This window comes from Nostoc sp. DedVER02, assembly GCF_034530675.2.
In the GTDB taxonomy this organism is placed as follows: domain Bacteria; phylum Cyanobacteriota; class Cyanobacteriia; order Cyanobacteriales; family Nostocaceae; genus Nostoc.
In genome coordinates this window covers 1-26,165 of sequence record NZ_JAVRCP020000019.1, presented here as the reverse complement: position 1 = coordinate 26,165, position 26,165 = coordinate 1, and the positions used below count along the sequence as shown (strand labels likewise).

The following is a 26,165-nucleotide window of genomic DNA, read 5'->3' as shown; positions in this document are numbered from 1 at the left end:
ATTTGTGAAATCTTGCGAAATATCATGATACATTGAGATTGACGGCTTTAACCCTCATTGGCAATTATAGAGAGACGGCTATTAAAAGCCCATAACCTTATTGCTTGCCTGCGATTTTAAACCTGACAAAATCGCCTCCTGGCATTAATCATCTTTATTGTTGCAACATACCACATACCACAGAAACATTTCCTATCGTTATTAGTGCGATCTGCGGTTTCTGAAAAATTAAATAGGAATTCTAGTACTATGTGTGGTGAATATTTGGATAAATGTGATGAGATGTCAGAGCAGCTACTCATAATGTCCAACACTTAAATTTTCCAGAGTTAACGCTTCCATATCAAGGCAAACCAAGCAATCATCTGGATATTTGTATTACTTTAACCTTGCATCCAGTATTTTCCAGTAGTTAATCTAAGTATTTCAAGAGGGGTATTTCCATGTTTAGTTTTTCTCGTTGGCCATCAGCAAGGGTTGCTTTAATAGTTCTAGGAATGACAGCTGCAACAATAACTCCTATCGTAATTTCTGCCCCAGCTTCATCTCAAGATACTGCTCCATCTGCAACACCAACCCCAACTTCCACAGTTAACTTATCTGATGTCTCCTCAGATTATTGGGCGCGTCCCTTCATTCAAGCCCTAGCTGACAATAGTGTGATTGCTGGCTTTCCTGATGGTAGCTTCAGACCAAATCAGGCTGTAACTCGGGCTGAATTTGCCGCACTCATTCAAAAAGCTTTCCCTAGCCAAAACCGAATTCGGCAATTAAGCGCAGGTGGATTTAGAGATGTTCCGGCTGGCTACTGGGCGAGTTCTGTAATTCAATACGCCTACGAAACAGGATTTCTGGCAGGCTATCCTGGGAACGTATTTAGACCAGGTGAACAAATACCTAGAGTACAGGCGATCGTTGCTTTAACAAGTGGTTTGGGTTTGACTGCTAGCAGCACTGGAGGCAGTACTGACCTCAGCACCTATTACACCGACGCTTCAAATATTCCAGACTATGCTGTTGCCAGTGTTACTAGTGCAACACAATCTAATATTGTTGTTAATTATCCAGATGTCAAACAACTCAATCCACAACAACCCCTGACTCGTGCAGAAGCTGCGGCACTGTTGTATCAAGCTTTGGCGAGACAAGGACGGGTACAACCCATTGCTAGCAATCTTCCAGCTAGTCAGTATATTGTTGGTGGAACTACTGGCGGCACTCAAACCGGTAGCGATATTGTTTCTCTTGCGGCATCAAGTAATTCTTTGACAACTCTGACTTCTTTATTAAAAACAGCTGGTTTAACAGATATTCTTCAACAACCAGGCCCTTATACAATTTTCGCTCCTACCGATCAAGCGTTTGCTGCTTTGCCTGCTGCAACATTACAGCAGTTACAGCAACCAGAAAACAAACAAGCATTGATTAAAATTTTGACATACCATGTCGTTCCTGGTGCAGTAACTTCTAGTCAACTTGCGGCTGGGGAACTGAATACTGCTGAAGAAAAACCTGTAAATATTCAAATCGATCGCGCTAGCAATCAAATCTCGGTGAATAATGCCAGAGTTATCCAGGCAGACGTTAAAGCTAGCAATGGAGTTATCCATGCAATTAACCAAGTCCTCGTCCCGCCTGATGTTAACATCAGTCAGTTAAATCAACCACCGACAGGAAATACAGATGGCACAACGCCTAGCGTTAGACCAGGTAGAACTACTCTTGGTGGCCCTAGCTATATCGGGGTTGGTGGTAACATTGGTTTGAGCGGTAACGATACAGCTTTGGGCGACACCAACTTTTCAGTGTTCAGCAAAATTGGTCTGACACGCAATATCTCAGTCCGGCCATCAGTAATCTTTGGGGATGATACATTGTTTATGGTTCCCTTGACTTTGGATTTTACTCCTCGCGCAACTGCTGATGTGGGTACACGAACCTTCGCTATAGCTCCTTATATAGGTGCTGGCGTAGCCATTGAAGCGAATCTCGATACCGATTTTGGATTACTCCTAACTGGTGGTGTAGACGTTCCACTCGGTTCTCGCTTTACGCTAAATGGTGCTGTAAATGCTGCTTTTATGGATGAAACTGACGTAGGGCTGCAATTAGGACTTGGCTACAACTTCTAAGTAGAAGGGACTGGGGACTGGGGATTGGGGACTGGGCATAGGGAAGAATCATCGAAAAATTATGGTGGTTGCTCATTACCCACTACCAAATTTTAAAAAACTTTTCCCAGTTGCGGAGTGGCGGACATCGTGCCACCAAACCGTCGGTTAGTAGATGACTCTTACACTCCTACAGCGCTAGCGCCGCGACAAGTTGAAGATAGAAGTAGGGGCAATTTATGAATTGCCCCTATGTAGAAATAACGGTTTCGGGTGTTGTTTGCGTAATTTATAAGTAATTAGAAATAAAACTATACTAAGATCGCTTAATAGCTAAAGTCAGTCCATCGGCGATCGGGACAAGGGAAAGTGTAACCCGTTCATCATGATGTAACTTTTCGTTGAGCGCTCGAATTGATTGGGTGCTTTCATCTTGATTTTGCGGATCGGCAACTTTTCCAGACCATAAAACATTATCAATAGCAATCAATCCACCTGGACGAATTAATTGCAGCGATCGCTCATAATATCCATCATAATTCTCTTTATCCGCATCAATAAAAGCAAAATCAAATGTCTCGGCTTCTCCAGATGCCAAAAGCGCATCTAGAGTTTCCAAACCTGGAGCCAGTCGCAGATCGATTTTATGGGCAACTCCAGCTTGCTGCCAATATCGCCGAGCGATCGCAGTAAATTCTTCACTCACATCAGCAGCGATAATCTTACCATCTTCAGGAAGCGCTAAGGCAACTGAGAGTGAACTATAGCCTGTAAATACACCAACTTCTAAGGTTTTCTTGGCTCCAATTAGCTGTACCAGTAGCCTCATAAACTGCCCTTGTTCTGGTGAAATCTGCATTGTGCTTCTGGGATGACTGGCAGTTTCTTGACGCAACTTCAAAAGAATCTCCGGTTCTCGCAGCGAAACGGATAAAAGGTAATTGTAGAGTTGGTTATCAAGACCTAAAGACTGTTTTGGCATGATAGGTGGGAGGATTAAAAGAAACTACAGCTATACTATCGCCTAAGAGTGGTTTCTTCGGAATCATCAGTAAGCTTAATGTCGTCTTCGTCTTGTTCTACCAAGAATTCAGAAATAAAATACGTATTTATTACCCCACCCTAACCCTCCCCTTATCCCCCTCTTGTGTATACACGGTAGCCTTATAAAGGGGAGGGAACCAGATTTTCCGGTTTCCCGCCTTTATAAGGGGGGTAATAATTCGATTAAAATCACAACATACCACTTTTAAAACAACCTCTAAGATCAAACCTCACCCTCAATCCGTCTCCAAAGTATCGGAGAGGGAAGCCGGAAACCGGGTGAGGTTTTATATTTAATTTGACCTACTTACCTATTTGTTTTATTTTCACGCGAGTCCCATTAGGGAATTTAGAAACCTGGCAAAATGGCAACTACACTCTGATTCACCAAGTTAAATTGTACAAAGATAAACGACTTCAAGGGTTTTTTTATCAGGGGCTTCTCTACCAATTATTTGCAGAGGATTTTCCTCAGCAGAGAAATATTAATAATCAGGTTTGGCATTTGCTGCAACAGGAATATTAAATGCGTATGGGCGTTGTTGTTAAAGTACGCATTGGCCCCCAAATAACGGGTAACGCCTGTATACATTCCTGCTCGCTTCAGCAGCAAATGGCAGAGTGGGAGTTTGAAAGCTAACTGATATGCTTCCTCCCACTCTCTTTTTATCTAAACAGAATTTTCTTTTAAAATTCAGTATCCTGTAAAAACTCAAGAATTGTTGCATTCAACTTCTCAAAAGCGCCTGTTGAGGCATCATGATAGCAATTAGACAAAATTTTTAATTTGGAATTGGGGATACGCTGATGCAATTTTTCCCCATGACTAACAGGAAACCAACTATCTTGATCGCCCCATAAAACTAGTGTAGGACATTTAATTGCACCCAAGTTATTTTGAATTTGGGTAAGCATATTTGGTTTATTTGCTTGGTAATTATCAATTTCTCGCGCTGCTATTTGTAACTCTTCAGAAACCTTGGCAATCGTACCAGGAAATTCAATAAACGGGTAAGTTATCCAATAGACATCTTCTTGTGTCAAAATTGACGGATCAAATAATACCCTACGTCTTTCTATTGCCATAATTTCTCTTAATAGAGGTGCAAACAAATATGCCAAACGTAAGGAGTCAATTGTTTGGATTACTTCTCGAGGAATTTGGGCAAGTAACCACATACCCCAATGGGGTAGTTGTTTGATAAAAACAGGTACGTTTACTACTACAAGCTGCCTGATTAACTGCGGACTTTCTTGAGCTAGGGCAAGGGCAACTAATCCGCCCAGAGATTCAGCCACAATTATTGCTGGTTCATTACATAACGCCTGAATAATTCTTTGAAACTCAATAACTTGATGGCCGTTATGTTCTCTACGAAACAATGTTTTTTCGGAAAATCCAAAACCTTTGGCATCAAAACAAATTACCCGAAAATATTTAGATAATTCTCCTATGCTATGTCGCCAATTGTAGCTCCAACTACCCATGCCATGTAATAAAATTAGCGGTTTACCTTTACCTTTTTCGCCATAAGAAATTTGTACAGGATATCCTTGAGCATCAGTAATAATTAAACTTTGTCGCCCTTTAGGAAAAGTAGCTTGCCACCAATCTTTCATTCCATTATCTATCAATAATTTAACCACCAGTTAAAGCGTTCCAGACCATTCTAATTAGGATGACAGGTAATGCTACTAAAACAATAGAGATCAATAATAATCCAAGTAAAAGAGCAATGATAAACCATCTGTCTGCACTCTTTTGCTCGCTGGGAAACTTTAAGTATTCTTCTAATAGCTTGATATTATTAGTGTTAGCTTTCCAGGCAAAATCAAAGAAGTCTCCCAAAACTGGGACAGTCCCTACCAAGCCATCAAGGATCACGTTGAAAACCATTTTAGCTAAAGTGGCTCTAGATACACCTAGCCGTGCGGCTTCTAGGATGATGTAACTAGAAAACATAACACCCAAAAAATCACCACCAATAGGTATAAGTCCTAAAATTGGATCTACACCAAAACCAATCTTTGTACCAGGAATGGTAATAATATTATCTAGCAGCCGACTTAACTGACGCAGGCGCTTCAAGGTAGGTGCTTTGGTATCAGGTTCAATCATAGAAAACCGAGGGTTAGAATCTGGCATGAAGGCGATCGCTAACTTTGCATTGAATCGTTAGATATTTTACTCTTCTACTGAGCTTTTGCAAAACTTTTCTCAGGGATTTACAAATTAATATTTTTCGTTAGATTGCGCTTTTGGGCGCATATCTTCACCGACTGTTACATTCAACTGATCGCCGATTAAAAGTACAGCTGCGCTCATCGACAACCAGAGCATTAAAACTATCACAGCCCCTACAGCACCATATACTTTATTATAATTGCCAAAATTAGCCACATAAAGCCGAAATAGGGCAGACAATATTGCCCAGAAAACAGCTGCTAAAATTGCTCCAGGCATCATTGGTGTGCCTGAGTTCCATGCACTTGGCCCATAGCGATAAACAAAGCCAAAAGCGACAGCAACAATACTTAATGCTAAAGGCCAGCGTAACAGCTGCCAAAGATGCAATAAAAAGATCAAAGAACCATTTTCGCGTACTACTATTCCTAACAGCCAGTCGCTAGTAAATACTAAGAAAGAAGCCAGCACTAAAAGTAACATAGTACCAAGTGTTAATCCCAGAGAGACAAGCTTGGCTTTCCAAAAGGGGCGGATCTTTTCTGAAGGAATTTGATGAATTTGGTCGAGGGCTGTCATAGCAGTACTTACCGCTCCAGAAGCAGTCCAAATTGCTAAGACAAAGCTCAGAGAAAATAAGCCACTATTTCTAGAATTTGTAATTTCTGTAGTAGTAAAATCACGAATCAAAACCAGAGCTTGTTCAGGTAGAACTTGACTCAGTTGTGCCGCTAATTGTTTAAAGGTAGCTTGTAAAGATTCTGCCAATAAACCAATTGCTGTGAGGACAGCAAGAATCGCTGGAAACAGCGATAACATGGCATTGAAGGCGATTTCCGAGGCTAGTCCCAAAAGTCGTCTTTCGATTGTCCTGGCAAAAGTTTTTTTGATCGTGCGCCAATTAAGGTGGCGAAAGAAGCGAAAAAAACGAGGGTTTGGCATAATTTAGAGGGAAAACTGGTTAGGTTTCTTAACTACTGTGCCAAACTTTGCGTAGCGATCGCATTTATCTTTTCACCGCAATAATACCGACTGGGGAGATGAGGGAGCAGAGGGCAGGGGGCAGGGGGGCAGGGAGCAGGGGGGCAGGGAGCAGGGGACAAGAGAGGAAGGAAAATTACTATTCCCAATCCCCAATCCCCAATCCCCAATTCCCAATCCCCAATCCCCAATCCCCAATCCCCAATCCCCAATTCCCAATCCCCAATCCCCAATCCCCAATCCCCAATTCCCAATCCCCAATCCCCAATCCCCAATTCCCAATAACTATGAATCAAGATTTTACACAACAGTGGTTGATAGAAATCCAGGAACTTAGAGAGCAGATGGCGGCACTTCAGAGCGATCGCGATGGGGCTTGGGAAAGTGCCCAAAAATGGCGACAGCTTTACAACACAGAAGCAGAACAACGCCGCACAGATGCCCAATTGTCCCAACAGGCGATCGCATCTCTGAAGGCAGATTTGCATAAACTGCGAGGTTTTGGTTTTGAGGTTGAAACACTGCCTGCTGAGACATCAGTAACAGCGATCCAAAAAGAGATAGAACAGCTAAAATCTGTGGAGGAATTGCAAGCTAAACTCATCGCTGTAACCCAAGAACGCGATCGCCTCTTGCAAGCTTTGAAAACTGAGCAGGATAGCCACGCCCAAACCCGCAATAGCCTGACTACTGCCTTGGGTGATGCTATTGACAGTCTGACACGCGAACGAGCCGCAGCAGAAAAAGAGAGTAAATGACCGTTTTTGAATTAAAAATTTTTTTCCCCTACCCCCTACCCTCTGCCCCCTGCCCCCTGCTCCCTGCTCCCTGCCCCCTTCTCCCTGCTCCCTGCCCCCTATTTTTCTCTCGGCTAAATGCCAGATGCAATTAACATCTCTATCGACTTGCTATCCAAGGGTTGGGAGAAAAAATATCCCTGTGCATATTTGCATCTCATGGTTCTAAGTTGTGCTAGTTGCTCTACCGTTTCTACACCCTCTGCTATTACATCTATATTTAAACTCTGAGCTAGGGTAACGATCGCCTGAACAATCTCCAAGTTTTCTCCATTAGCGCCAATCTTAGTAATAAAAGAACGATCGATCTTTAAAGCATTACTTGGAAAGCGGTGCAGGTAACTCAACGATGAATAGCCTATGCCAAAATCATCTAAATGTAATTGGATATTCATCTGTTGCAGTTGCAAAATCATAAAAGTTGCTGATTGAATATTTTCCATAAGTGCGCTTTCGGTAATCTCCAGCTTTAAATTGTTGGCTTCCAAGCCAGTCTCTTGCATAATTTGGTTAATTTTCTCAATCAGATCGGGTTGCAAAAACTGTTTAGTGGAAAGATTTACACTCATTGTTAAAGGTGGATCGGTCGGAAATTGAATTTGCCAAGCCCGCATCTGCCGACAAGCCTCACCTAGTACCCAATAACCAATAGGGATAATCAGCCCAGTCTCTTCTGCTAGTGGAATAAAGTTGTCTGGAGGAATTAATCCGTGTTGCGGGTGCTGCCAGCGAACGAGAGCCTCGAGACCAATAATTTTGGAAGTTTCTAACGAAACAATTGGCTGGTAGTAAACCTGAAACTCCTGGCGTTCAACAGCCCGCCTTAGATCCATTTCTAACTCTAATAGCTTTGTTACTTGGGTGTACATGGTTGAGTCAAACATCTCATGGCGTGCTTTACCCAATGCCTTAGCACGATACATTGCAATGTCAGCATCGCGCAGCAGTTCCTCTGGATGGTTGTAACTACTTTTACTTAGGGTGATACCAATGCTGACGGTAGTAAATACCTCATATCCACTGAGTTTGAATGCAGATGTCAAAGCTTTGTGTATCCTCTCCACTACACCCGTTACGTCATTGATGGTGTTGAGATCGTCAAGCAAGATGGTAAATTCATCACCCCCTAGACGGGCAACTGTGTCTCCAGCACGCAGACACTTCTCTAATCTACGAGCAAGGGCAGTTAAGAGTTGATCGCCAATCACGTGACCGAGACTGTCATTGATAACTTTGAAGCGATCTAAATCTAGAAAGAGAACAGCAAATGTATAATCAGCACGTCGTTTTGCCAGCATCAGTGCCCGTTCTAACCGTTCCATAAATAAGGCACGATTTGGCAAATTAGTTAATATATCGTGAAAAGCATCATGAATTAATTGCGCCTGTGCCAGTTTGAGAGCGGTAATGTTACGAGAAATGCTTAAAACAAAGTATACTGAGCCGTCGCTAGCTAATTCAGGTACAAGACGGGTATAGTAATATCTGGTTTGGGAAGCGATCGCTAAACTGCATTCAAACTCGGTTTCTTCCTTAGTTTGAAAAACTTGCTGAAGTTTATGGTCACATACTCGGCAAAATTCTTCTGGTAAATTTAACTCTGCGTTTGTTTTGTCGATAAATGTTTCGGCTGATATCCCTGTAACCTTTTCAATAGCTGGATTAACGTAAACGTAGCGCAATTGATGATTAAATCTGGAAATAATATCAGGTGCATTTTCAACTAATGCTTTGAATTCTTGTTGGCGACGTGCTAATGCCTCTAATATCTGCTTACGCTCAGTGATATCTTGAAAAACGCAAACTGCACCCGTAATGTTTCCGTTGTCATCTTTAATCGCTGCAATACTATCGTCAATTGGAATTTCTACACCGTTTTTAGCAATAAGTATCGTCTGCTCTGGTAGACTGGCAGTAACACCAGATTGAAGGACTTGTCTGATTGGGCTTTCAATAATTGTCCGAGTTTCTTCATGAGCGATATTGAATACTTCAGCTGTTTCTTTACCAAAAGCATCTGAATAATTCCAACCCGTCAATTCCTCTGCAATCGGATTCATAAAATTCACAGATCCAGATGCGTCGCTAGTAATTACAGCATCTCCAATACTTTTAAGTACAGTAGTCAGCCATTGTTCATTCTGCTTTAATTTTTTTTCTGTCCGATGTTTAGAAAGGGTAATTTCAATAGTGAACTTTAACTCCTTTTCTTTGAAAGGCTTAAGAATGTAGCCAAATGGCTCTGTTCCTTTGGCTCGATTCAATGTTGATTCATCTCCATTAGCAGTAAGATAGATTATTGGAATATTAAAAATATTATGAATTACCTCAGCAGCCTCCACCCCGTCCATCTTTCCTTTGAGGTGAATATCCATTAAAATTAAATCTAGAGAATCATCTGCTGCTTTTTTAATTGCTTCTTCTCCAGAATCGACAAGTCCCAGAACAGTATATCCAAATTTTCTGAGCCGATTTTGTATATCCATTGCCACGATGAATTCATCTTCAACAACTAATATATTTACTGAGTCCATAACTTTGGTAATTTATAAGTTTATAAAATTTGATCGAAACAGAATTCAGGAGTCAGAAAGCGGGTATGAACACTGTACGAGTGACGGATAGCGCAGCGTAAAGACTACGGCATGGCTTCTCTGCGAGACGCTACGCGAACGCTTAGAGCGAGTCCGCGATAGCGAACGCTTAGAGCGATTCTGCGAGCGTCGCGTCTGAATAAACGGGTTTAAAACCCCCACCAAATTTCAATTTGGTGGTCTTCAATTAGTCGGGGATTTAGACCCGCGACTGATTGATTCTGACTCCTGAAATCTGACTTCTGAATTCTTCTTCAATCGGGAATATGATTTTATACTTTACTCCGTTATAACCGATCAAATCTATTTTGCCTTGTAGTTGATTTGTTAGACCTTTAACTAACCTCAGACCTAATGATTCTGTAGCTTCAAAGTCAAAATCTTGGGGCAAACCGACACCATTATCACTGATGGTTAGTGTAAATAAATTTGCTTCTATGGAGAAAAAGTCAATACAAATTTCTCCCGGTTCTTTTTGGGGAAAAGCATATTTTAGTGAATTTGAAATAAGTTCATTAATAATTAAGCCGCAAGGAATAGCCGCATCAATAGCTAGAAAAACCTCCTCAACGTTCATTTTCAAGTTAATAGCACTAGAATTGACGTTATATGAATAAAATAAATTAGTTACTAAATCTTGGATATAGTCAGCAAAATTAATTCTTGCCAAGTCTTGAGATTGATATAGTTTTTCATGGATTAGAGCCATCGATTCAATCCGGTTCTGGCTATCTTTGAATACCTCAAGGGCTTGATTATCCTTGAGATGCTCTGCTTGCAGATTGAGCAGACTAGAAATAATCTGCAAATTATTTTTTACCCGATGATGAATTTCTTTCAATAGCACCTCTTTTTCTTGAAGCGATGCTTTAATCTGCTCCTCTGCTTGTTTACGCTCCCGTCTCACTAATGCCTCACGCAACTCGCGGGCAACAGCAGGAATAAGCCGCGCTAAATTACCTTTGATAATGTAGTCATGGGCACCAGCTTTCATGGCGGCGACTGCGGTATCTTCCCCAATAGTTCCTGAGACAATAATAAATGGTAGATCAAGCCCACTTTCCTTGACCTGCTTCAATGCAGCCGGGGCGCTAAAGGTGGGCATGGAATAATCGCAAATAACGATATCCCATGTTTGCCCTGCGATCGCAGCTTTCATGGCTGTAGCTGTATCAATCCGTTCAAAAGTTACTTCATAATCACCACGTTGCAGTTCCCGCAACACCAAGAAAGCGTCGTCTTCTGAATCTTCAACAAGTAATACGCGCAGAGGTGTACCCATGTAAGTTGTAATTCGTAATTCGTAATTCGTAATTCGTAATTAAGAAAGTTAGCCTTGCATCTCTAGCCTGATTTTGAAGGATTGGTATAAGGGACTTCCAAAAAATAAATTATCCAACTTCACTGAATCAAAGCGATTTTCTTCCCCTACTCCCTACTCCCTACTCCCTGCCCCCTGCCCCCTGCCCCCTGCTCCCTGCCCCCTGCCCCCTGCCCCCTGCTCCCTGCCCTATATTCTTGGTGGTGACTCGTTTAGGACAAACCAGTACAACCCTAGTTGTCTGACTGCTTCACTGAATTGGGAAAAGTCTACTGGTTTGCGAACATAACTGTTAGCACCCAAGCTGTAACCATTGATTAAATCTTGCTCCTCTTTGGAGGAAGTGAGAATCACAACAGGAAGGATTTTTGTCCTGTCGTCGGTTCGCAGCTGTCGCAAAACTTCCAAACCATCCATTTTAGGTAGCTTCAAATCTAGGAGGATCAGATTCGGCATAACGCTCATGTCGCGATCGGCATATACACCTTTACCAAAGAGATAATCTAGGGCTTCTACTCCATCACGTGCCACTACTACCTCGTTCATAATATTGTTTTTCTTCAGTGCGCGTAGGGTTAGCGCTTCATCGTCAGGATTATCTTCTACAAGTAAAATCATGTTATTTTCCTAAAGTTGTTAAAGGGTGAAGTAAAATGTTGCGCCTTGCTCGACTGCACTTTCGGCCCAGACACGGCCACCATGACGGTGAATAATTCGCTGCACAGTAGCTAATCCGATGCCAGTACCTTCAAACTCAGTCATGGCGTGTAGGCGCTGAAAAGCACCGAAGAGTTTTTCAACATAAGCCATATCGAAGCCTGTGCCATCATCACGGACAAAATACACAAGGGTGTCATCTTGCTGCAAAAGCCCAAATTCTATCCTTGCTCTTTCATGTTTTCCTGTAAACTTCCACGCATTACCCAGCAGGTTTTCTAGCACGATTCGTAACAAATGAGCATCACCATTAGCAACCAATCCTGGCGCGATCGCAAATTCTACTTGGCGTTCTGGTTCTGTTTTGTGCAACTCTGTGGCGATCGCCTCCACTAGTGCGCTCAGATCGACCTTTTCGTAACGCATTTCACTGCGCGTCAGTCGTGACAGATTCAACAAATCGTCAATCAGTTGTGCCATCCGTTGAGTAGCTGCACGCACTCGCTGGAGGTAGTTTTGACCTACTGCGTCTAGCTTGTCAACATAATCTTCTAGTAGGGCTTGGCTAAAGCCGTCGATACTCCGTAAAGGGGCCCGCAAATCGTGAGACACAGAATAACTAAATGCTTCCATCTCTTTGTTAGTAGCTTCGAGTTGGGCTGTGCGTTCTGCAACTCGTTGCTCAAGCTGGACATTCAAACGTAGAATTTCTGACTCTGCCTTTTTGCGCTCATTAATTTCGATTTGCAATTCTTCGTTAGTATTTCTAAGTTCGGCAGTCCGTTTGTTAACCTCTATTTCTAACTCATCACGAGCCTTTTGCAGAGAATTTTCCATCTGCTTGCGTTTGACAAGTTCCTGATTGGTAATTATCGCTGCTAAACCAACAATCGCAGAGGCGATAATGCTGCCAAAAATAGTTAGCAAAGTTGTTTGATGAGCGCTAGCATTTGCCTCTAGCGATCGCTGTTTCAACAACTCATTCTCTTCATTCTCCATTGCTGTAGTCAGCATTCGGATGTCCTCCATAATCTGCTGACCCTCATCTATTTGTACTATTTGCAGCGCGGATTCTAAATTTTTCTTCCTGGCGTTAATTGCCTGTTCCATCAAAACCAGTTTTTTGGCAATCAGGGGTTCAAGGCGATCGAGCCGTTGTTGTTGATCTGGGTTATCCGCAGTCAATTGGCGCAGAGTCTTAAGTTTCTGAACAATCTCGCCAGCTGCTGTACGATAGGGTTCAAGATACCGTTCTTTACCCGTGAGAAGATAGCCCCGTTGTCCACTTTCTGCATCTTTTATCTGTGACATTACTTCTTTTGTCTTTTCAAGCACCTCGCGGGTATGTATTACCCATTGAGCGTTTTCTCTATACTGAAGCAAGCTCAGATACGAAATTACGCCCACGCCAGCCATAATTGTCACTGCTATTACAAAACTACCTGTATTCCTTTTGTAAATAGCCCATTCCATTTTTTACCTTCCTAGTTGAAAAAGTAGCCTCTGACTAAAGTGGTAATAACGGTGAGCCAGTCCTATAGATAGGTAACAATAGTGCCGTTAGCACAGTGAGCGTCACCTTCAGGCAACTAGCAGCCCCAATCTTAGCGGCTGTATCTTCGTTCCACCAAATAGCAGTAATGAAAAACTTAGCTTGCTGAATAAGAAGTATGAAAATGATTTTGTATAAGATCAAAATCCATATAGAGACGTGATATGTCGCGTTTCTAACTCTTCATTGATACTTCTTATTCAACAATGCCAAAAGTTTTTCATAGTACTATTCGTCATAGTCATGCTAACTGATACCAAATTTCTTAACTTACAGAGTAAATTAGCTCTAATAAAGGATATCTATAATTGGTTAATTATTGTGAGGGTATATGTTCTGACTCATCGTAAGGAAAATAAGAATTTTTGTTTAATTATTCAGTATATTTCCCCAGCTATATTCAAGAGATTTTCGCTTGCATAAATTAATCAAATATGGTAATAATTCTCAGTAATTATACTTAAAAAATTTTAGTTATATTAGCTTGATATTAAATTGACTAATTAAATACTTAGACTAGATGGAGACATAAAGTAATGTAGGGGAGTAGGGGAAGCAAACTCAGTGACGCTTTGGAATTCCTGGAATAAGGTAAAAATAATATGGTATGGGGTTGAAGAAGAATTCAGAAGTCAGAATTCAGAAGTCAGAATTCAGAAGTCAGAATGGGCTAAACCTTAGCTATCCGCTAACAGAAGCGGAGCCGGAGACGCTCCGCCTCTAGTCAGAATCAAGACGCTCTCTACGAGACGCTAGAGCGAACGCGGACTCGCTTTTTGCCAGTCGTGCAGAATACCCAAGCTGAATTCTGACTCCTGACTCCTGAACTCTATTCGATAATTAACTCATGCAACTAACTCAAGGTAAGGTAAAGTACCCATGCTCAGGCGCTTAATTGTGATTGTGACTGCCGCCATACTCTTTAGCAACTCCTTGACATTGGCGCAGACTAAAAAACCCAAACCACCCGATCAATTTCCTCCTAATCCCCTAGAAATTACCACACCCGATCCACTGCTACCACGTTCGCCCAAGGATAAACAGCCGTTAACTGTTCAAGAACAGCAAAAGTTAGAGCCAGCGTTAGATGACTTAAATCAAGAAGCAGCAGCAAAACTGCAAGCTGGGGATCAGCTGACGGCGTTTGAAATTTGGAACCGGGAACTTCGTTTGCGGCGCTTTTTCGGGCCATTAGCAGAAGTGCAAGCGCTATCACGAGTCGGGGCGATCGCCTGGAAGCAAAACAATAAAGAAGAAGTACAATATATTTTGCAGCGATTGCAAGCTATTCAAAAGCTTGCACAATCTCAGCAGAAAAAAACTGCCCAAGTCGATCTAGAATTGTGGCGATCGCTAGCCCAAGCTTACCAAGATGTGCGATCGATTAAACTAGCTGTAGAAGCTTATGACCAAGTTTTGTTAGTGGTGCGACAGCAAAAAGATCCCATAGCACTAGTAGAAATACTTCAGACAATCGGGGAACTACATTTAACTTGGTTTGATTATACCAAAGCCGCCCCAGTCTACGAGGAATTATTGGGTTTAGCGACTTCCCAAGGTGAGCGTATAAACGAGTTAACGTATTTACAACGGCTGGCTTATATTTATGAGCAGACAAAACAACCGCAGAAGTCATTAAATGTACTTAATAGACTAGTAGAAATTTACGTTAGTGAAAATAATCTTACTCAAATCCCAGAATTAAAGCTAGCGATCGGTTCAAATTACGAATCTCTAGCCGCGAAAGATCCTAACCTACTGCTAGAAGCTTTTAATAATTATCAAGAAGCTTATATAACTGCTTGGCAATTACTGGAATACGTTCGTGCTGGTGAAGCTTTGCAGAAGTTAATTGCGCTGTACCGTTCTCAAGGACAAATAGACGAAGCTTTGCAGACTAGTCAAATTCTGGTGCAGACACAGACACAAGCCGCAAACTTTTACGGGGCGATGCAAGCTTACGATCAAATTGGGCAATTACATCTAGAACGCAAAGATTTTCCTCAAGCATTAACAGCTTTTAAAAAAGGGTTGGAAATAGCACAACAACTTAAACATGAAGAAGCATACTTTACTAAGCAAATTGAAAAAATATCAAAGGTAAAGTTGTAGGCAATATTAACGCTATTCAATCCCTAAGTTTTAGATTTTAAATTTTTGATTTTGGATTGAAATATTCAAAATCAAAAAATGTCTAAGAGGAATTTTAAACAAATAAATTTACTCTACTTCTTCTTGATATAATAAGTAGGTATGCGTAATTAAATATAAAATCAAACCTCACCCTCAATCCCTGTCCTTAGTAAGGAGAGGGAAGCCGGAGGTAGGGTGAGGTTTTATATTTAATTTGACCCACAGCGAGTCCGCGAGCGTCATTTTGAATTTTGAATTTGGAGCGAAGCGACGTGACTTCTTTATCAACATTAACTTTACCCGATCACACCGATTTACCAGATTCAGATGGTACATTTGTGAAAAATCTTCAGGAGCATCCGCAAAGCATCTTAATTACAGATTCAATTAAACCAGTTTTAGAACAACGCCATCCTGATGGTCAATATTGTATTGGACAAGATTCTGGTATTTACTGGCGATTGACAGAACCTCCTGAAAAAGGCGCTGAAGCACCCGATTGGTTTTATGTACCAAATGTACCGCCTACTCTGAATGGTCAAATGCGGCGTTCTTATGTGCTATGGAAAGAGTACATAGCACCGTTGATTGCACTAGAATTTGTCTCTGGCGATGGTTCAGAAGAACGAGATAACACGCCACCATCTCAAGGCGAAGGTGGGAATGTTGGTAAATTTTGGGTTTATGAGCAAGCGATTCGAGTCCCTTATTATGGGATTTATGAAGTTGCAAAAGCACAGGTTGAAGTATATCACCTAATCGATAATACTTATCAACTAATGAAACCCAATGAACGGGGACATTACCCAATTGCTCCTTTGGGGGTAGAGTTGGGAATCTGGCAGGGATTTTATCAGAATGCAGAGTTACCTTGGTTACGCTGGTGGGATGCACAAGGAAATTTACTGCTAACTGGTGAAGAACGGGCGAATGTTGAGCGACAAAGGGCTGAAACTGAACGACAAAAACGGCTCTTAATTATAGAAAAATTGCGATCGCTCTCTATTGAACAACTTAATGCTTTAGGAATTAACCCCGAAATGTTGGATTAAGATGCATTTATGGGGATTCACCCTGCCCCCTGCCTCCTTACTCTCCCAATTTTGGAACTAACTTCAACGTTGCAGCAGTACTACTTGTAACATTCTTTTGCTCCCACAACATGGGGTGATATTCAATATTGCGCCAAGAGTCAACCATATCGCTGTAGTGGTTATGGAAAGCATGGCCTGACTGTCCAGGTGCATGAATCGCTACCGAGTTATCCAAATTTCCTAAATCTACAATCATCCGCAGGGAAGGAATATCTGTCACCTCAAAGGATTTATTTGCTCTCCATCGGTTAGCATTGACCGTTTCGCCATTACCGGCTGTAGCAAATGCACCACGATTAAATAAAACTTCAATCGGTGCAACTCCAGATTTACCCAAGGTGGAATTACGAAAAGTAACAGTATGTAGTTTACCCCAATTCCAGTTTTTCGGATCTTTGCTTTGAATCCGTTCTAATTCATCCACGGCTTCTGTAAAGGATTGCTGCAAAATTTGGTCGCGGTTCTCAACTTTTGGGGTGTTGCGATTATCCCACCAAGAACTATTGGGCTGTTTTAACAGATTTGCTACCACAGCATACCAGCGATCGCCCCCACTGGGAAAGTACTTTTCAGGTAACTGATCGTGAAACGTATCTGCTAGCAAGTGTTTCCAGAATACTTCAAACAAGGCAGCAGCAGGCGATGTCATTCTCAACTGCAAATTCCAATCTTGCAAAAGTTTTTGGGCTGTTTGCAAACGGGGAGTCTCAACAGTGATAGATTGCAATAGGGGTACTAATGTTTGGGCATTGAGATTGCGATCGTCGCCCTGGATCTGCTGCACATCTTCTAAAGAAATCGGTTCGCTTTGCTGTGAAATCATTTCAACGATGCGCTTTGCCCGATAGCCATAAACCCAATCTGCGGTAATTAAATAAGGATATTTACGCATAGCTAAATTATTAGCAGTAGCAATAAAACCTTGAGACGGATTGAAACTTTTGGGTAACTTCTCAAAGTCAATATAGCCTTGCCATTCATAAGCATCCGTCCAACCAGGAACGGGATAACGCCCATTTCCCTTAGCCCGAATCGGGAATTTACCAGGCATTTGGTAGCCAATATTGCCATCAATATCAGCGTAGACCAAATTTTGAGCCGGGACATCATAATTGCTGGCAGCAGTGCGGAATTCTTGCCAGTTTTGGGCGCGATTTATTTGGGGAATGGCATACGCAAGTTTGGAAGGTTCTAAGGCTGTCCAGCGCAGGGCTACAGCGTAGTTTTGCGGTATTTCTAACGGCTGATTTGGTTGGAACTGCTTCAGATTTGGCGAAATATCAGAAAGAATTGGCCCATGTCGGGTATAGCGCACCGTTTGTACAATTGGCTGACTTCCCGCAACTTGAATCGTCTCTTGCAAGAGTTTCATGTCAACCCATTTCCCATTTACCTCATACTGATTGGGGTTCTTGGGATTGATTTTCTCGATGTATAAATCCATTACATCAGATAGTACATTAGTTACACCCCAGGCAATGCGATCGCTATGACCAATAATTACCCCAAGCATTCCCGCGAAGGAAAAGCCAGTAACGTTGTAAGGGCATTCTGCACTCTTAGGTGTACAGTGCAAACCAACCTCATACCAAATAGAGGGTATTTGCATACCTAAGTGGGGGTCATTTGCTAAAATTGGCTTACCTGTATTTGTGCGATCGCCGGATATTACCCAGTTATTGGAACCAATGCCTATCCCCGTTGGCCCGATGAGTTCTTCCAAAGCCATCATCGGTTTAGTAATTGACTCTATTGCGTCCTCAAAACCAAAGGCGGTGAATGGCGTATCGTCATAATTTTCATCCTCTCCTGTTTTCTCTTTTTGGAATTCAGGTAAAATCGCTGGCAAATCTTCAGGGTACGGTGGATAAAGTTCTTCTACTTGCGCGGGAGTAAGAGTTTTAAGCAGGATAGCACGTTCAACTTCGCTCTGAAAATTTGTACCCAAGTCATAAGCCATCACCTTCCCCCAAGTCAGGGAGTGCAGTATTTGCCAAGGTTCTGGTTTATACTGAGGATTCAGGAATTTTAACACAGCGTATTCTAAACTGAGAGCGCTGCCTTGATGCTCCTTTAAATAGGCATTGACACCATCCGAGTATGCTTCCAGATATGCCTTCATCTCTGCATTAATTTCCTGAATTTCTTGCTGCGCCACCCTTGCCCAACCCATTGTCCGCAGATATCTGTCAGCGTCAATCTGAGAGGAACCAAACATTTCTGAGAGTTGCCCAGAACCGATGTGTCGCCAAAAATCCATTTGCCAAAAACGATCTTGGGCGTGGATATAACCTTGCGCCATAAATAAATCGTGGGAGTTGGCAGCATAAATATGAGGAATTCCCCATTTATCGCGCTGGACTGTTACTTCCGCTTTGAGTTCAGATAGTTGAATTGTGCCACTCTCTTGAGCAAAGGATTGACGTACAGTGTATGTGGCGAATCCCATTAATAATAGCCCCAGCACTAACAGGAAAATCAGAGTAATTTTGAGTCTTTTACCTAACCAACCTTTCCTGGAGTTTTTCATTTGAGCTTCCCGTGGCATTGTTTAGTAAAATCAGGTAATACTAGAAGGTATTTAATCAGAATCTTTAGAAAACTGCGATCTGCCCATTTAAAATTTTGTTTAGCTGCCAGTAGAACAATAGTATCGCTCTCCTATGTTCCAAAGCTTCAGCGCAACCATCAAAAACAGGATGCCTGCGATTGGCGAAACATAGCAAAACCACAAAGGCACTAAAAAAACATCTTCTTTTTCAAGTACTGCAAGCAAAGGAAAATAACTGACGCAAGCAAGCGGTATCAAGAACGTAAAGAATCGCTGAAACCACTTGCTATAAATTGAAAGAGGGTATTGACCTGTTTCAACTCCTCCATAAGTAAGGATATTCATAATTTCGAGAGATTCAATAGTCCAAAAGGTGAGGGTTGCTTGCATAATGACAATGCCAACAAAAAGTGCAACCCCGCCAAGAAATGAAGTGCCCAAAAGCCATAAAGTTTTAAAAGTTAAAGGGATGTGAAGAGATGAAACTGACCAACCCATAACAACTATTCCTTGAGAAAATCTTCCGATTCGTTTCAAAGTAAATTCTTTACCTAAAAGTTGAAGTGCTGTAGTGCGTGGACGAAGAAGTAAACGGTCGAAATCTCCACTTTTAATTATTGTTGTGAATGAGTCAAAACCTTTTCCCAGGGCATCCGCACAGGCAAAAGAAATATTGATTATTCCATAAAAGAGAGCAACTTCATTCAAAGTCCATGTATCAATACTATTAAAACGAGTAAAGAGTGCCCAAACTCCAAAAAATTCAACAGCAGTTCCTATAAGTTGCCCTATAACTTGCAGCCAAAAGGAAACTTTGTATTGCATTTGCGACTTGAAAGATACAGAAATATATCGAATATAAAGCAAAAAATCATTCATAGCCGCGTTGTAATTTTTATCTAAAATCAATTACCTAACCTAGCTTCCTGCCTGAAAAAATTACAAATAATTTCCTCATCCCCCCTGAATTACAAGCTTTTTGATGCCATATTTCACAAGTAAACGCCCAAGGATAATAATGACAACTATCCAGAAAGTTTGATGCAGCAATATATTCAACAGGGCATTTGGTTCAAGATTACCAGTAAAAAGACGAAAAGGTTTGTCGAGCAATCCTGAGAAAGGAAGTGCATTCAAAAAAGGTTTGCTCCACTCAGGAAAAAGTGGCAAAGGAACAATCATTCCAGACAAGATAATAATAAGAGTGGGTAGAACACTATTAATTCCCTCACCCGAAATTGTCCACATCATTGATACAGTAAGAAGCATTGTCAATGCAGACGAAAGGAAAATTGCGCCAATAAAAGAGAGAAAAAAGGCAAGAAAAGCAGCAAATGAGGGTGGAACAGAAAGCGACCATTCATAAAACCCTAAAAGAGGAAAAATAAAAATTGTGACACCAAGAAGCGGAATAGCACGAAGTATTAGGGGCGTTATACGAAGTGCCAAGGCGCGAGTAAACCAAAAATTATAAAGGTCTGTCGGTCGGAGAAGATCGTATCCTACGGCACCAGTTCGGATGAGTTCTTGAATATCTCTATCACCTCCCCAAGGGACAATCGCCATCAGAAAAGCCTGTCCTAGCCATATATAGCCTACAGCTTGTTGAAAAGTAATAGGTTGAGCAGAGGTTGTATGAGTAAAGAATGCTTGTAATACCATTACTTTCACGAACCCCCAAAAAAGCTGAGTTAGAACGCCTGCTAAAGCAGCAGTACGGTATTGCAACAGTAGTGTAAATCTAGCAACAAACAGTGACCAATATGCTTTCATACAAAAATTTCTGCTGAATTTGCATAAAGTTCAGCAACTATCTCTTCAATGGGTGGATTTTCTACAAAAAGATCTTCTACTTCGTGTTGTGAGGTAACTTGGCTAATTAAAGATGCAGCAGAAAGCTTTATAGGATCGAAAGCAAGAGTTACAGTGCGACCTTCTTTAGAGATAATACTGACTCCTTCTTGCTCAAAGAAAAAATCATCGTTTGCTAGGTCGATTCTTAAGTAACGACGCGAGGAAACCTGAGAACGCAGTGCTGCTAAAGATCCATCACAGAGAATTTCACCTCCACCAATAATAATTATGCGATCGCACAATGCTTCGATATCATCCATATCATGGGTAGTCAAGATGGTGGTTACTTGATGAGTTTTATTCAGCGTTTTGATAAATTTTCTGACTGCAAGCTTGGAAACTGCATCAAGCCCGATGGTAGGTTCATCAAGAAAAAGAATTTCCGGTCTGTGAAGCATGGCTGCTGCAAAATCACATCGCATCCTTTGACCAAGGCTTAACTGTCTCACAGGAGTCGAGAGAAAGCTTGCAAGACCAAGCAAATCAATCATTTCTTCACGTGTCTGGCGATACTCTGATTGGGGAACGCGATAAATATCCCGCAGCAAATCAAAGGACTCAATTACCGGCAAATCCCACCAGAGTTGTGTTCTTTGACCAAACACTACACCAATACGATTAACGTGCTTGATTCTATCTTTCCAAGGAGTTCGGCCGCCAATTATGCATTTTCCACTGGAAGGTACGAGAATACCACTTAGAATTTTAATAGTAGTCGATTTCCCGGCTCCATTTGGGCCAATGTATCCTACAAGTTCTCCCCGTTCTAGTGAGAACGAAACTCCTTTGAGGGCATAAACTTCTTTAGTTTTTCGCTGCACAAGCCCTCGTATTGACCCGAAAAGCCCAGAAGAACGTTCAGACACAAAGAAAGTCTTCCTCAGATTTTCGACAAGAATGTGAGACATATTTTGTTAGTCTATTATCGCTTGCAGAAGTGTTTTTACCTAATTCCGAGAGAAGGCTCCCGCCATAATCTTCTTTACGAGACGCAGCGCGAATGATTTGGCAGCGCGATCGCCAGGGTGATGAAAAATTTCCCGATATATCATTTAATAATAATAAATTGCCAATGCAATCCCCATGCCAAGAATTACCCTAGAAGTATCAGAAGAATTATCTCAACAACTAGCACAAGTAGGCGATCGCTTACCTGAACTTCTGGCTTTAAGCCTCCAACAACCAGCTGTACCAGCACAAGTTTACCGATATATCCTAGATTTTTTGGCCAGCAACCCCACTCCTGAACAAATTGCTGAATTTAAACCCACTCCTGAAATGCAAGAACGGTTGCGTACCTTGCTAGCACGCAGTAACGCAGGTGAAGTCACCCCCACAGAGTTGAAAGAACTAGATGAATATGAACGTATTGAACACTTAGTTGTGATGATTAAAGCAGGTAACTTAGCTTATTTAACCAGTTGACCGTGAGTGTAACCTATATTCCGGTTGTTCTTCGCCGATTAGTAGAAGAACGTGCAAACTACAGATGTGAATATTGTCAGTTACCCGCAGGAGTTGCTTTTTTTCCCCATGAAATCGATCATGTTATTGCCCAAAAGCACGGCGGTGTAACAAATGCTGATAATCTAGCTCTCACCTGCTGGCGATGTAACCGTCATAAAGGCACTGACTTAGGATCGTTTGATCCTGAAACAGGGGCTTTTAGTTTTCTCTTCAACCCACGCATTCAGAAATGGGCTGAACACTTCAGCTTTTTAGAACTAGATTTGGTGGGACTAACACCCATAGGACGTACTACGATTAGATTACTACAAATAAATAGCGACGAACGATTAGCTGAACGACGGAGATTGCGCTGAACTGTTCAGACCTGACACAGTTAAAATGATTCCAAGGAAACTTTTCAGCAGAACCACAATGCTGAAAGTTAGCCTAAAAATATCTTATGGTGCGATCGCAGGAGGCAAAAAATGGGCTTGGCTGGATTAAGAATTGTGTTGGTAGAACCAGCTGGGCCGATAAATATCGGGGCGATCGCCAGAGTCATGAAAAATTTCGGGCTATATAATTTAGTATTAGTGAACCCCCAATGCGATCCGCTATCGACAGAAGCCTTGATGATGGCTGTTCATGGTCAGGAAATTATCGAATCTGCGGTCATAGTGCCGACCTTACCAGAAGCATTGCATGGATGTGTACGAGCGATCGCTACTACTGGTCGGGTTCGCAGTTTAGAAACACCCTTAGAAAATCCCCGCACTGCACTACCCTGGTTACTTGAGGAACCAGAAAAACCTACAGCCCTAATTTTTGGTAGGGAAGACCGGGGATTAAGCAATGAAGAATTAAATTATGCACAGAGGTTTGTTGCTATTCCCACAAGTCGAGATTATGTAGCCCTCAATTTGGCCACCGCCGTCGCAATCTGTTGTTATGAATTGTCACAATGCGCCCAGCAACCTAATACTCAGACCATAAGCCAACCGGAAGCTCCCTTAGATGTTGTAGAAGGATACTACCAGCAATTAGAATCACTATTATTAAAAATTGGTTATATATATCCCCATACCGCAGCTAGTCGTATGGGAAAATTTCGCCAACTTTATAATCGCGCTCACCTGAAAACTGGCGAAGTAGCCATGCTCCGAGGAATTTTGCAGCAGGTAGAATGGGCGCTTAAAAACCAGAGGGATGGTGAAAACTTGTAATTATTTGTTTAATATATACGTAATTATCCCCCAAAATATTTAACATAGCTTAAACTAAACAAAAAAGTCCTACTTAGTGACAGAGTAGAATTTGAGTACTAAATATTGCTTAAAGATTGAGTTTTGGGTCAGGAGTCTGCAAGAAAACAGTCAAGTCGGTCACAAGGAGTAACTGTGTCAGAGTCAAGTGACGAACTAACAGCTTTCTCGCGGCGACAACCCTTAAATCGCCGCCAACGTCCACAAAAAGTTCAAAAAGTGGCACAAAAGAAAGTTAAAGCTAACAACCAGCAGCAAGCTATCAATGGACGGGAAGCGGCGCTAGCACGCCCAAAAAATCGCATTAGTCCTCCCCCAAGCCCTAGTGCTACACGCACCAGCAGGGTAAAATCGGGTTTAGTTATGCCAACGGCAGTAAAACCAATACCGACTGGGAAAGGGAAAATTCCTCCCTTTCGACCAGGTGCTGTAATGGTGAAAACAGTACGGATGGAAAAGCCAAAACTCGGCAGACGAACATCGCACAAAACGCGATTAAAGCCAATGGCCAAAACGATGTTGTATATTGTGCGGTTGTTGATTGTGGGTGTTGGGATGGGTGCAATTGTGGGCACGGTACTGTCAGTACTAGATCCGGCTAATCGCATCAGCACAACTCCTGCATCCCAATCTAATAATGTAGCGCGATCGCAGCCACAACCTACTCAAGCTCCCCCAACTGCCACTTCCAGCTTATACCTATCCCAGGAAATTATTTCCTTAAAAAACGCCGTTCAAAATCTGGCGACGACCAACCCAAGTCTTACACCAGGTGTTTTCTTGGTAGATTTGGATACTGGTAATTATGTAGATATCAACGCTTCTACCAGTGTTCCAGCAGCTAGCACAATTAAAGTACCGATTTTACTTGCTTTTTTCCAGGATGTGGACACAGGGAAAATCCGCCTGGATGAAATGCTGACAATGCAACAAAATATGATAGCTGGCGGTTCGGGAAATCTGCAATATAAACCAGCCGGAACCCAGTACAACGCCCTGGAAGTCGTCACTAAAATGATTACAGTCAGCGACAACACGGCGACAAATATGCTGATAGCCCGCCTGGGAGGGATGGAAGCGTTAAACGAGCGTTTCCGCACTTGGGGATTGACAACCACAAAAATTCGTAATCAACTCCCAGATTTAGAAGGAACAAATACGACTAGTCCCAAAGAATTAGCGAGTTTGATGGCTATTATTAGTCAGGGAAATTTAGTCAGTATGCCATCACGCGATCTCATGCTCGATATCTTGCGTCGCACCCAAAGAGATAGTCTGCTACCATCTGGTTTAGGAACAGGCGCAAGAGCATTCCATAAAACGGGTGATATTAGTACTATGCTGGCAGACACAGGTTTAATTGTTGTTCCAACTGGCAAGCGCTATATAGCTAGTGTCATGGTACAACGCCCTGAAAACGACCCTCGTGCCGAAAAACTGATTAGCTCAATTTCTCGTGCTGCTTACCAAGAGTTTAGCCAAAATGCTGTTACACCCAACAGTAGCACAACTACTATACCCACCAATGGTTATCAGCCACAGGTTGCGAATCCGGCTTTACCCAACAGTACAACAGGCACTGTGCCCATGAACGTTTATCAGCCTCCTGTTATCAGCCCTATACCCAACGGTATGGGAAGTAATGTACCACCAAACGGTTATCAATCTCCAGTTATGAATCCCCAGTATTATCCCCCAAGATAATTTGGAATTTGGAAATTTGCTATTATTTTCATGGTTTTTGAAATAACCATAAATTTATATAAGGCATAAATCTGATATTTTATGAATATTTTCCTCAAATCCTTTGTCACGCTGACATACAAACAGCTTGGCGCGTTTTCTGGTTCAGATAACTTTTGGAATCTGCTCGATACTGTTTTTGGTACACAATACAACTATACTGTCGCCACAACATTGCGATCGCAATGGCAAGCAGATGATTTTAGTCAACTTCCCCAAGTTGAGGTGATTAGTAGTAGCATTCTTGGCAATGCTTATGGAGCTTATGCTAGCAGTACTAATAAGATTTATCTCTCAGATAACTTTGTGGCAACCGCTACCCCAGCAGCACTTAGAGCGGTTCTGTTAGAGGAAATTGGACATTTTGTTGATGCTCATGTCAATCAGACCGATAGTGCTGGAGATGAAGGGGCGATTTTTGCCGCGTTGGTACAAGGTTACAGTCTGGATGCAGAAACCTTACAGGCTTTAAAAGCTGAGGATGACCACGCGACAATTACCCTTAATGGTCAACAAATTGAAGTCGAACAAGCGAACTATACCGGCGACAACAACGCGAATAATCTGGTCGGTGGCACTGACAACGATCTTTTGATTGGTCTTGGTGGGAATGACACCCTCAATGGTGGTGGTGGAATTGATGGACTCTATGGCGATGATGGCAATGACTCGCTAATTGGTGGTACAGGCAATGATAATCGAGATACCTATTTTGGTTCGAGTCGCTATGGTGGACTCTATGGCGGTGCTGGTAATGATACCCTCAACGGCGGAGATGGAGATGATTACCTTGACCCAGGTACAGGGATTGATAGTGTCATCGGCGCTGGAGGGATT

Annotated in this window: 21 protein-coding genes; 9 read left to right on the top strand and 12 right to left on the bottom strand. The window is 42.1% G+C overall.

Annotation, left to right across the window (positions count from 1 at the left end; genetic code table 11):
- Window positions 1-443: 443 nt before the first annotated feature.
- Window positions 444-2,132: a fasciclin domain-containing protein gene (locus RMZ41_RS19290; RefSeq protein WP_322645274.1), complete on the top strand. Its 1,689-nt coding sequence runs from the start codon at window positions 444-446 to the stop codon at window positions 2,130-2,132.
- A gap of 295 nt (window positions 2,133-2,427) precedes the next feature.
- Here RMZ41_RS19290 and RMZ41_RS19285 read toward each other — a convergent pair whose 3' ends face one another.
- The 4 genes from RMZ41_RS19285 to RMZ41_RS19270 all read right to left on the bottom strand — a co-directional run bounded on the left by RMZ41_RS19285 (window position 2,428) and on the right by RMZ41_RS19270 (window position 6,282).
- The gene (locus RMZ41_RS19285; protein ID WP_322645273.1) at window positions 2,428-3,093 is read right to left on the bottom strand and encodes a class I SAM-dependent methyltransferase; all 666 of its coding nucleotides are present in this window, start codon (window positions 3,091-3,093) and stop codon (window positions 2,428-2,430) included.
- 749 nt (window positions 3,094-3,842) lie between these two features.
- Complete coding sequence (locus tag RMZ41_RS19280; RefSeq protein ID WP_322645272.1) at window positions 3,843-4,775, bottom strand: alpha/beta hydrolase; 933 nt, start codon at window positions 4,773-4,775, stop codon at window positions 3,843-3,845.
- A gap of 19 nt (window positions 4,776-4,794) precedes the next feature.
- Window positions 4,795-5,301: a DUF4112 domain-containing protein gene (locus RMZ41_RS19275; RefSeq protein ID WP_322645271.1), complete on the bottom strand. Its 507-nt coding sequence runs from the start codon at window positions 5,299-5,301 to the stop codon at window positions 4,795-4,797.
- An 87-nt stretch (window positions 5,302-5,388) separates the two neighbouring features.
- On the bottom strand, window positions 5,389-6,282 hold the full coding sequence (locus RMZ41_RS19270) for a YihY/virulence factor BrkB family protein (RefSeq protein WP_322645270.1): 894 nt from the start codon (window positions 6,280-6,282) through the stop codon (window positions 5,389-5,391).
- A gap of 326 nt (window positions 6,283-6,608) precedes the next feature.
- On the opposite strand from RMZ41_RS19270, the gene RMZ41_RS19265 reads away from it, so the two are divergent.
- Window positions 6,609-7,079, top strand: coding sequence for a hypothetical protein (locus RMZ41_RS19265; protein ID WP_322734328.1), 471 nt, complete (start codon window positions 6,609-6,611; stop codon window positions 7,077-7,079).
- A 113-nt stretch (window positions 7,080-7,192) separates the two neighbouring features.
- Here RMZ41_RS19265 and RMZ41_RS19260 read toward each other — a convergent pair whose 3' ends face one another.
- From RMZ41_RS19260 to RMZ41_RS19245, 4 genes are all read right to left on the bottom strand, one after another.
- Entirely contained in the window at window positions 7,193-9,652 is a 2,460-nt protein-coding gene (locus RMZ41_RS19260; protein WP_322643959.1) for an EAL domain-containing protein, read from the bottom strand.
- Window positions 9,653-9,911: 259 nt separating this feature from the next.
- Entirely contained in the window at window positions 9,912-10,994 is a 1,083-nt protein-coding gene (locus tag RMZ41_RS19255; protein ID WP_322734327.1) for a sensor histidine kinase, read from the bottom strand.
- Between the two features lie 228 nt (window positions 10,995-11,222).
- Window positions 11,223-11,651 (bottom strand): response regulator, encoded by a 429-nt coding sequence (locus RMZ41_RS19250; protein ID WP_322643961.1) that lies wholly within the window; start codon window positions 11,649-11,651, stop codon window positions 11,223-11,225.
- A gap of 18 nt (window positions 11,652-11,669) precedes the next feature.
- Window positions 11,670-13,163 carry a sensor histidine kinase gene (locus tag RMZ41_RS19245; RefSeq protein ID WP_322643962.1) on the bottom strand — a complete coding sequence of 498 codons (1,494 nt, stop codon included), beginning with the start codon at window positions 13,161-13,163 and terminating at the stop codon, window positions 11,670-11,672.
- A gap of 958 nt (window positions 13,164-14,121) precedes the next feature.
- Between RMZ41_RS19245 and RMZ41_RS19240 the strand changes: the two genes are divergently transcribed.
- Window positions 14,122-15,354: a hypothetical protein gene (locus RMZ41_RS19240; protein WP_322643963.1), complete on the top strand. Its 1,233-nt coding sequence runs from the start codon at window positions 14,122-14,124 to the stop codon at window positions 15,352-15,354.
- 293 nt (window positions 15,355-15,647) lie between these two features.
- Window positions 15,648-16,427, top strand: coding sequence for a Uma2 family endonuclease (locus RMZ41_RS19235; RefSeq protein WP_322643964.1), 780 nt, complete (start codon window positions 15,648-15,650; stop codon window positions 16,425-16,427).
- Between the two features lie 37 nt (window positions 16,428-16,464).
- Here the strand turns inward: RMZ41_RS19235 and RMZ41_RS19230 are convergent, their stop codons facing one another.
- From RMZ41_RS19230 to RMZ41_RS19215, 4 genes are all read right to left on the bottom strand, one after another.
- The gene (locus RMZ41_RS19230; protein WP_322643965.1) at window positions 16,465-18,999 is read right to left on the bottom strand and encodes a penicillin acylase family protein; all 2,535 of its coding nucleotides are present in this window, start codon (window positions 18,997-18,999) and stop codon (window positions 16,465-16,467) included.
- Window positions 19,000-19,098: 99 nt separating this feature from the next.
- Complete coding sequence (locus RMZ41_RS19225; RefSeq protein WP_322643966.1) at window positions 19,099-19,929, bottom strand: ABC transporter permease; 831 nt, start codon at window positions 19,927-19,929, stop codon at window positions 19,099-19,101.
- A gap of 45 nt (window positions 19,930-19,974) precedes the next feature.
- Complete coding sequence (locus RMZ41_RS19220; protein WP_322643967.1) at window positions 19,975-20,793, bottom strand: ABC transporter permease; 819 nt, start codon at window positions 20,791-20,793, stop codon at window positions 19,975-19,977.
- Window positions 20,790-21,740: an ATP-binding cassette domain-containing protein gene (locus RMZ41_RS19215; protein ID WP_409875626.1), complete on the bottom strand. Its 951-nt coding sequence runs from the start codon at window positions 21,738-21,740 to the stop codon at window positions 20,790-20,792. Before RMZ41_RS19215 ends, RMZ41_RS19220 begins: the two co-directional genes overlap by 4 nt.
- Window positions 21,741-21,957: 217 nt before the next feature.
- Here RMZ41_RS19215 and RMZ41_RS19210 point away from each other — a divergent pair, with 217 nt between their 5' ends.
- From RMZ41_RS19210 to RMZ41_RS19190, 5 genes are all read left to right on the top strand, one after another.
- Window positions 21,958-22,299, top strand: coding sequence for a hypothetical protein (locus RMZ41_RS19210; protein WP_322643969.1), 342 nt, complete (start codon window positions 21,958-21,960; stop codon window positions 22,297-22,299).
- A gap of 2 nt (window positions 22,300-22,301) precedes the next feature.
- The gene (locus RMZ41_RS19205) at window positions 22,302-22,697 is read left to right on the top strand and encodes an HNH endonuclease signature motif containing protein (RefSeq protein ID WP_322643970.1); all 396 of its coding nucleotides are present in this window, start codon (window positions 22,302-22,304) and stop codon (window positions 22,695-22,697) included.
- A 111-nt stretch (window positions 22,698-22,808) separates the two neighbouring features.
- Window positions 22,809-23,546 carry an RNA methyltransferase gene (locus RMZ41_RS19200; protein WP_322643971.1) on the top strand — a complete coding sequence of 246 codons (738 nt, stop codon included), beginning with the start codon at window positions 22,809-22,811 and terminating at the stop codon, window positions 23,544-23,546.
- 174 nt (window positions 23,547-23,720) lie between these two features.
- Window positions 23,721-25,289: a serine hydrolase gene (locus RMZ41_RS19195; RefSeq protein ID WP_322643972.1), complete on the top strand. Its 1,569-nt coding sequence runs from the start codon at window positions 23,721-23,723 to the stop codon at window positions 25,287-25,289.
- 81 nt (window positions 25,290-25,370) lie between these two features.
- The coding region (locus RMZ41_RS19190; protein ID WP_322734326.1) for a calcium-binding protein at window positions 25,371-26,165 on the top strand (795 nt) is incomplete at its 3' end.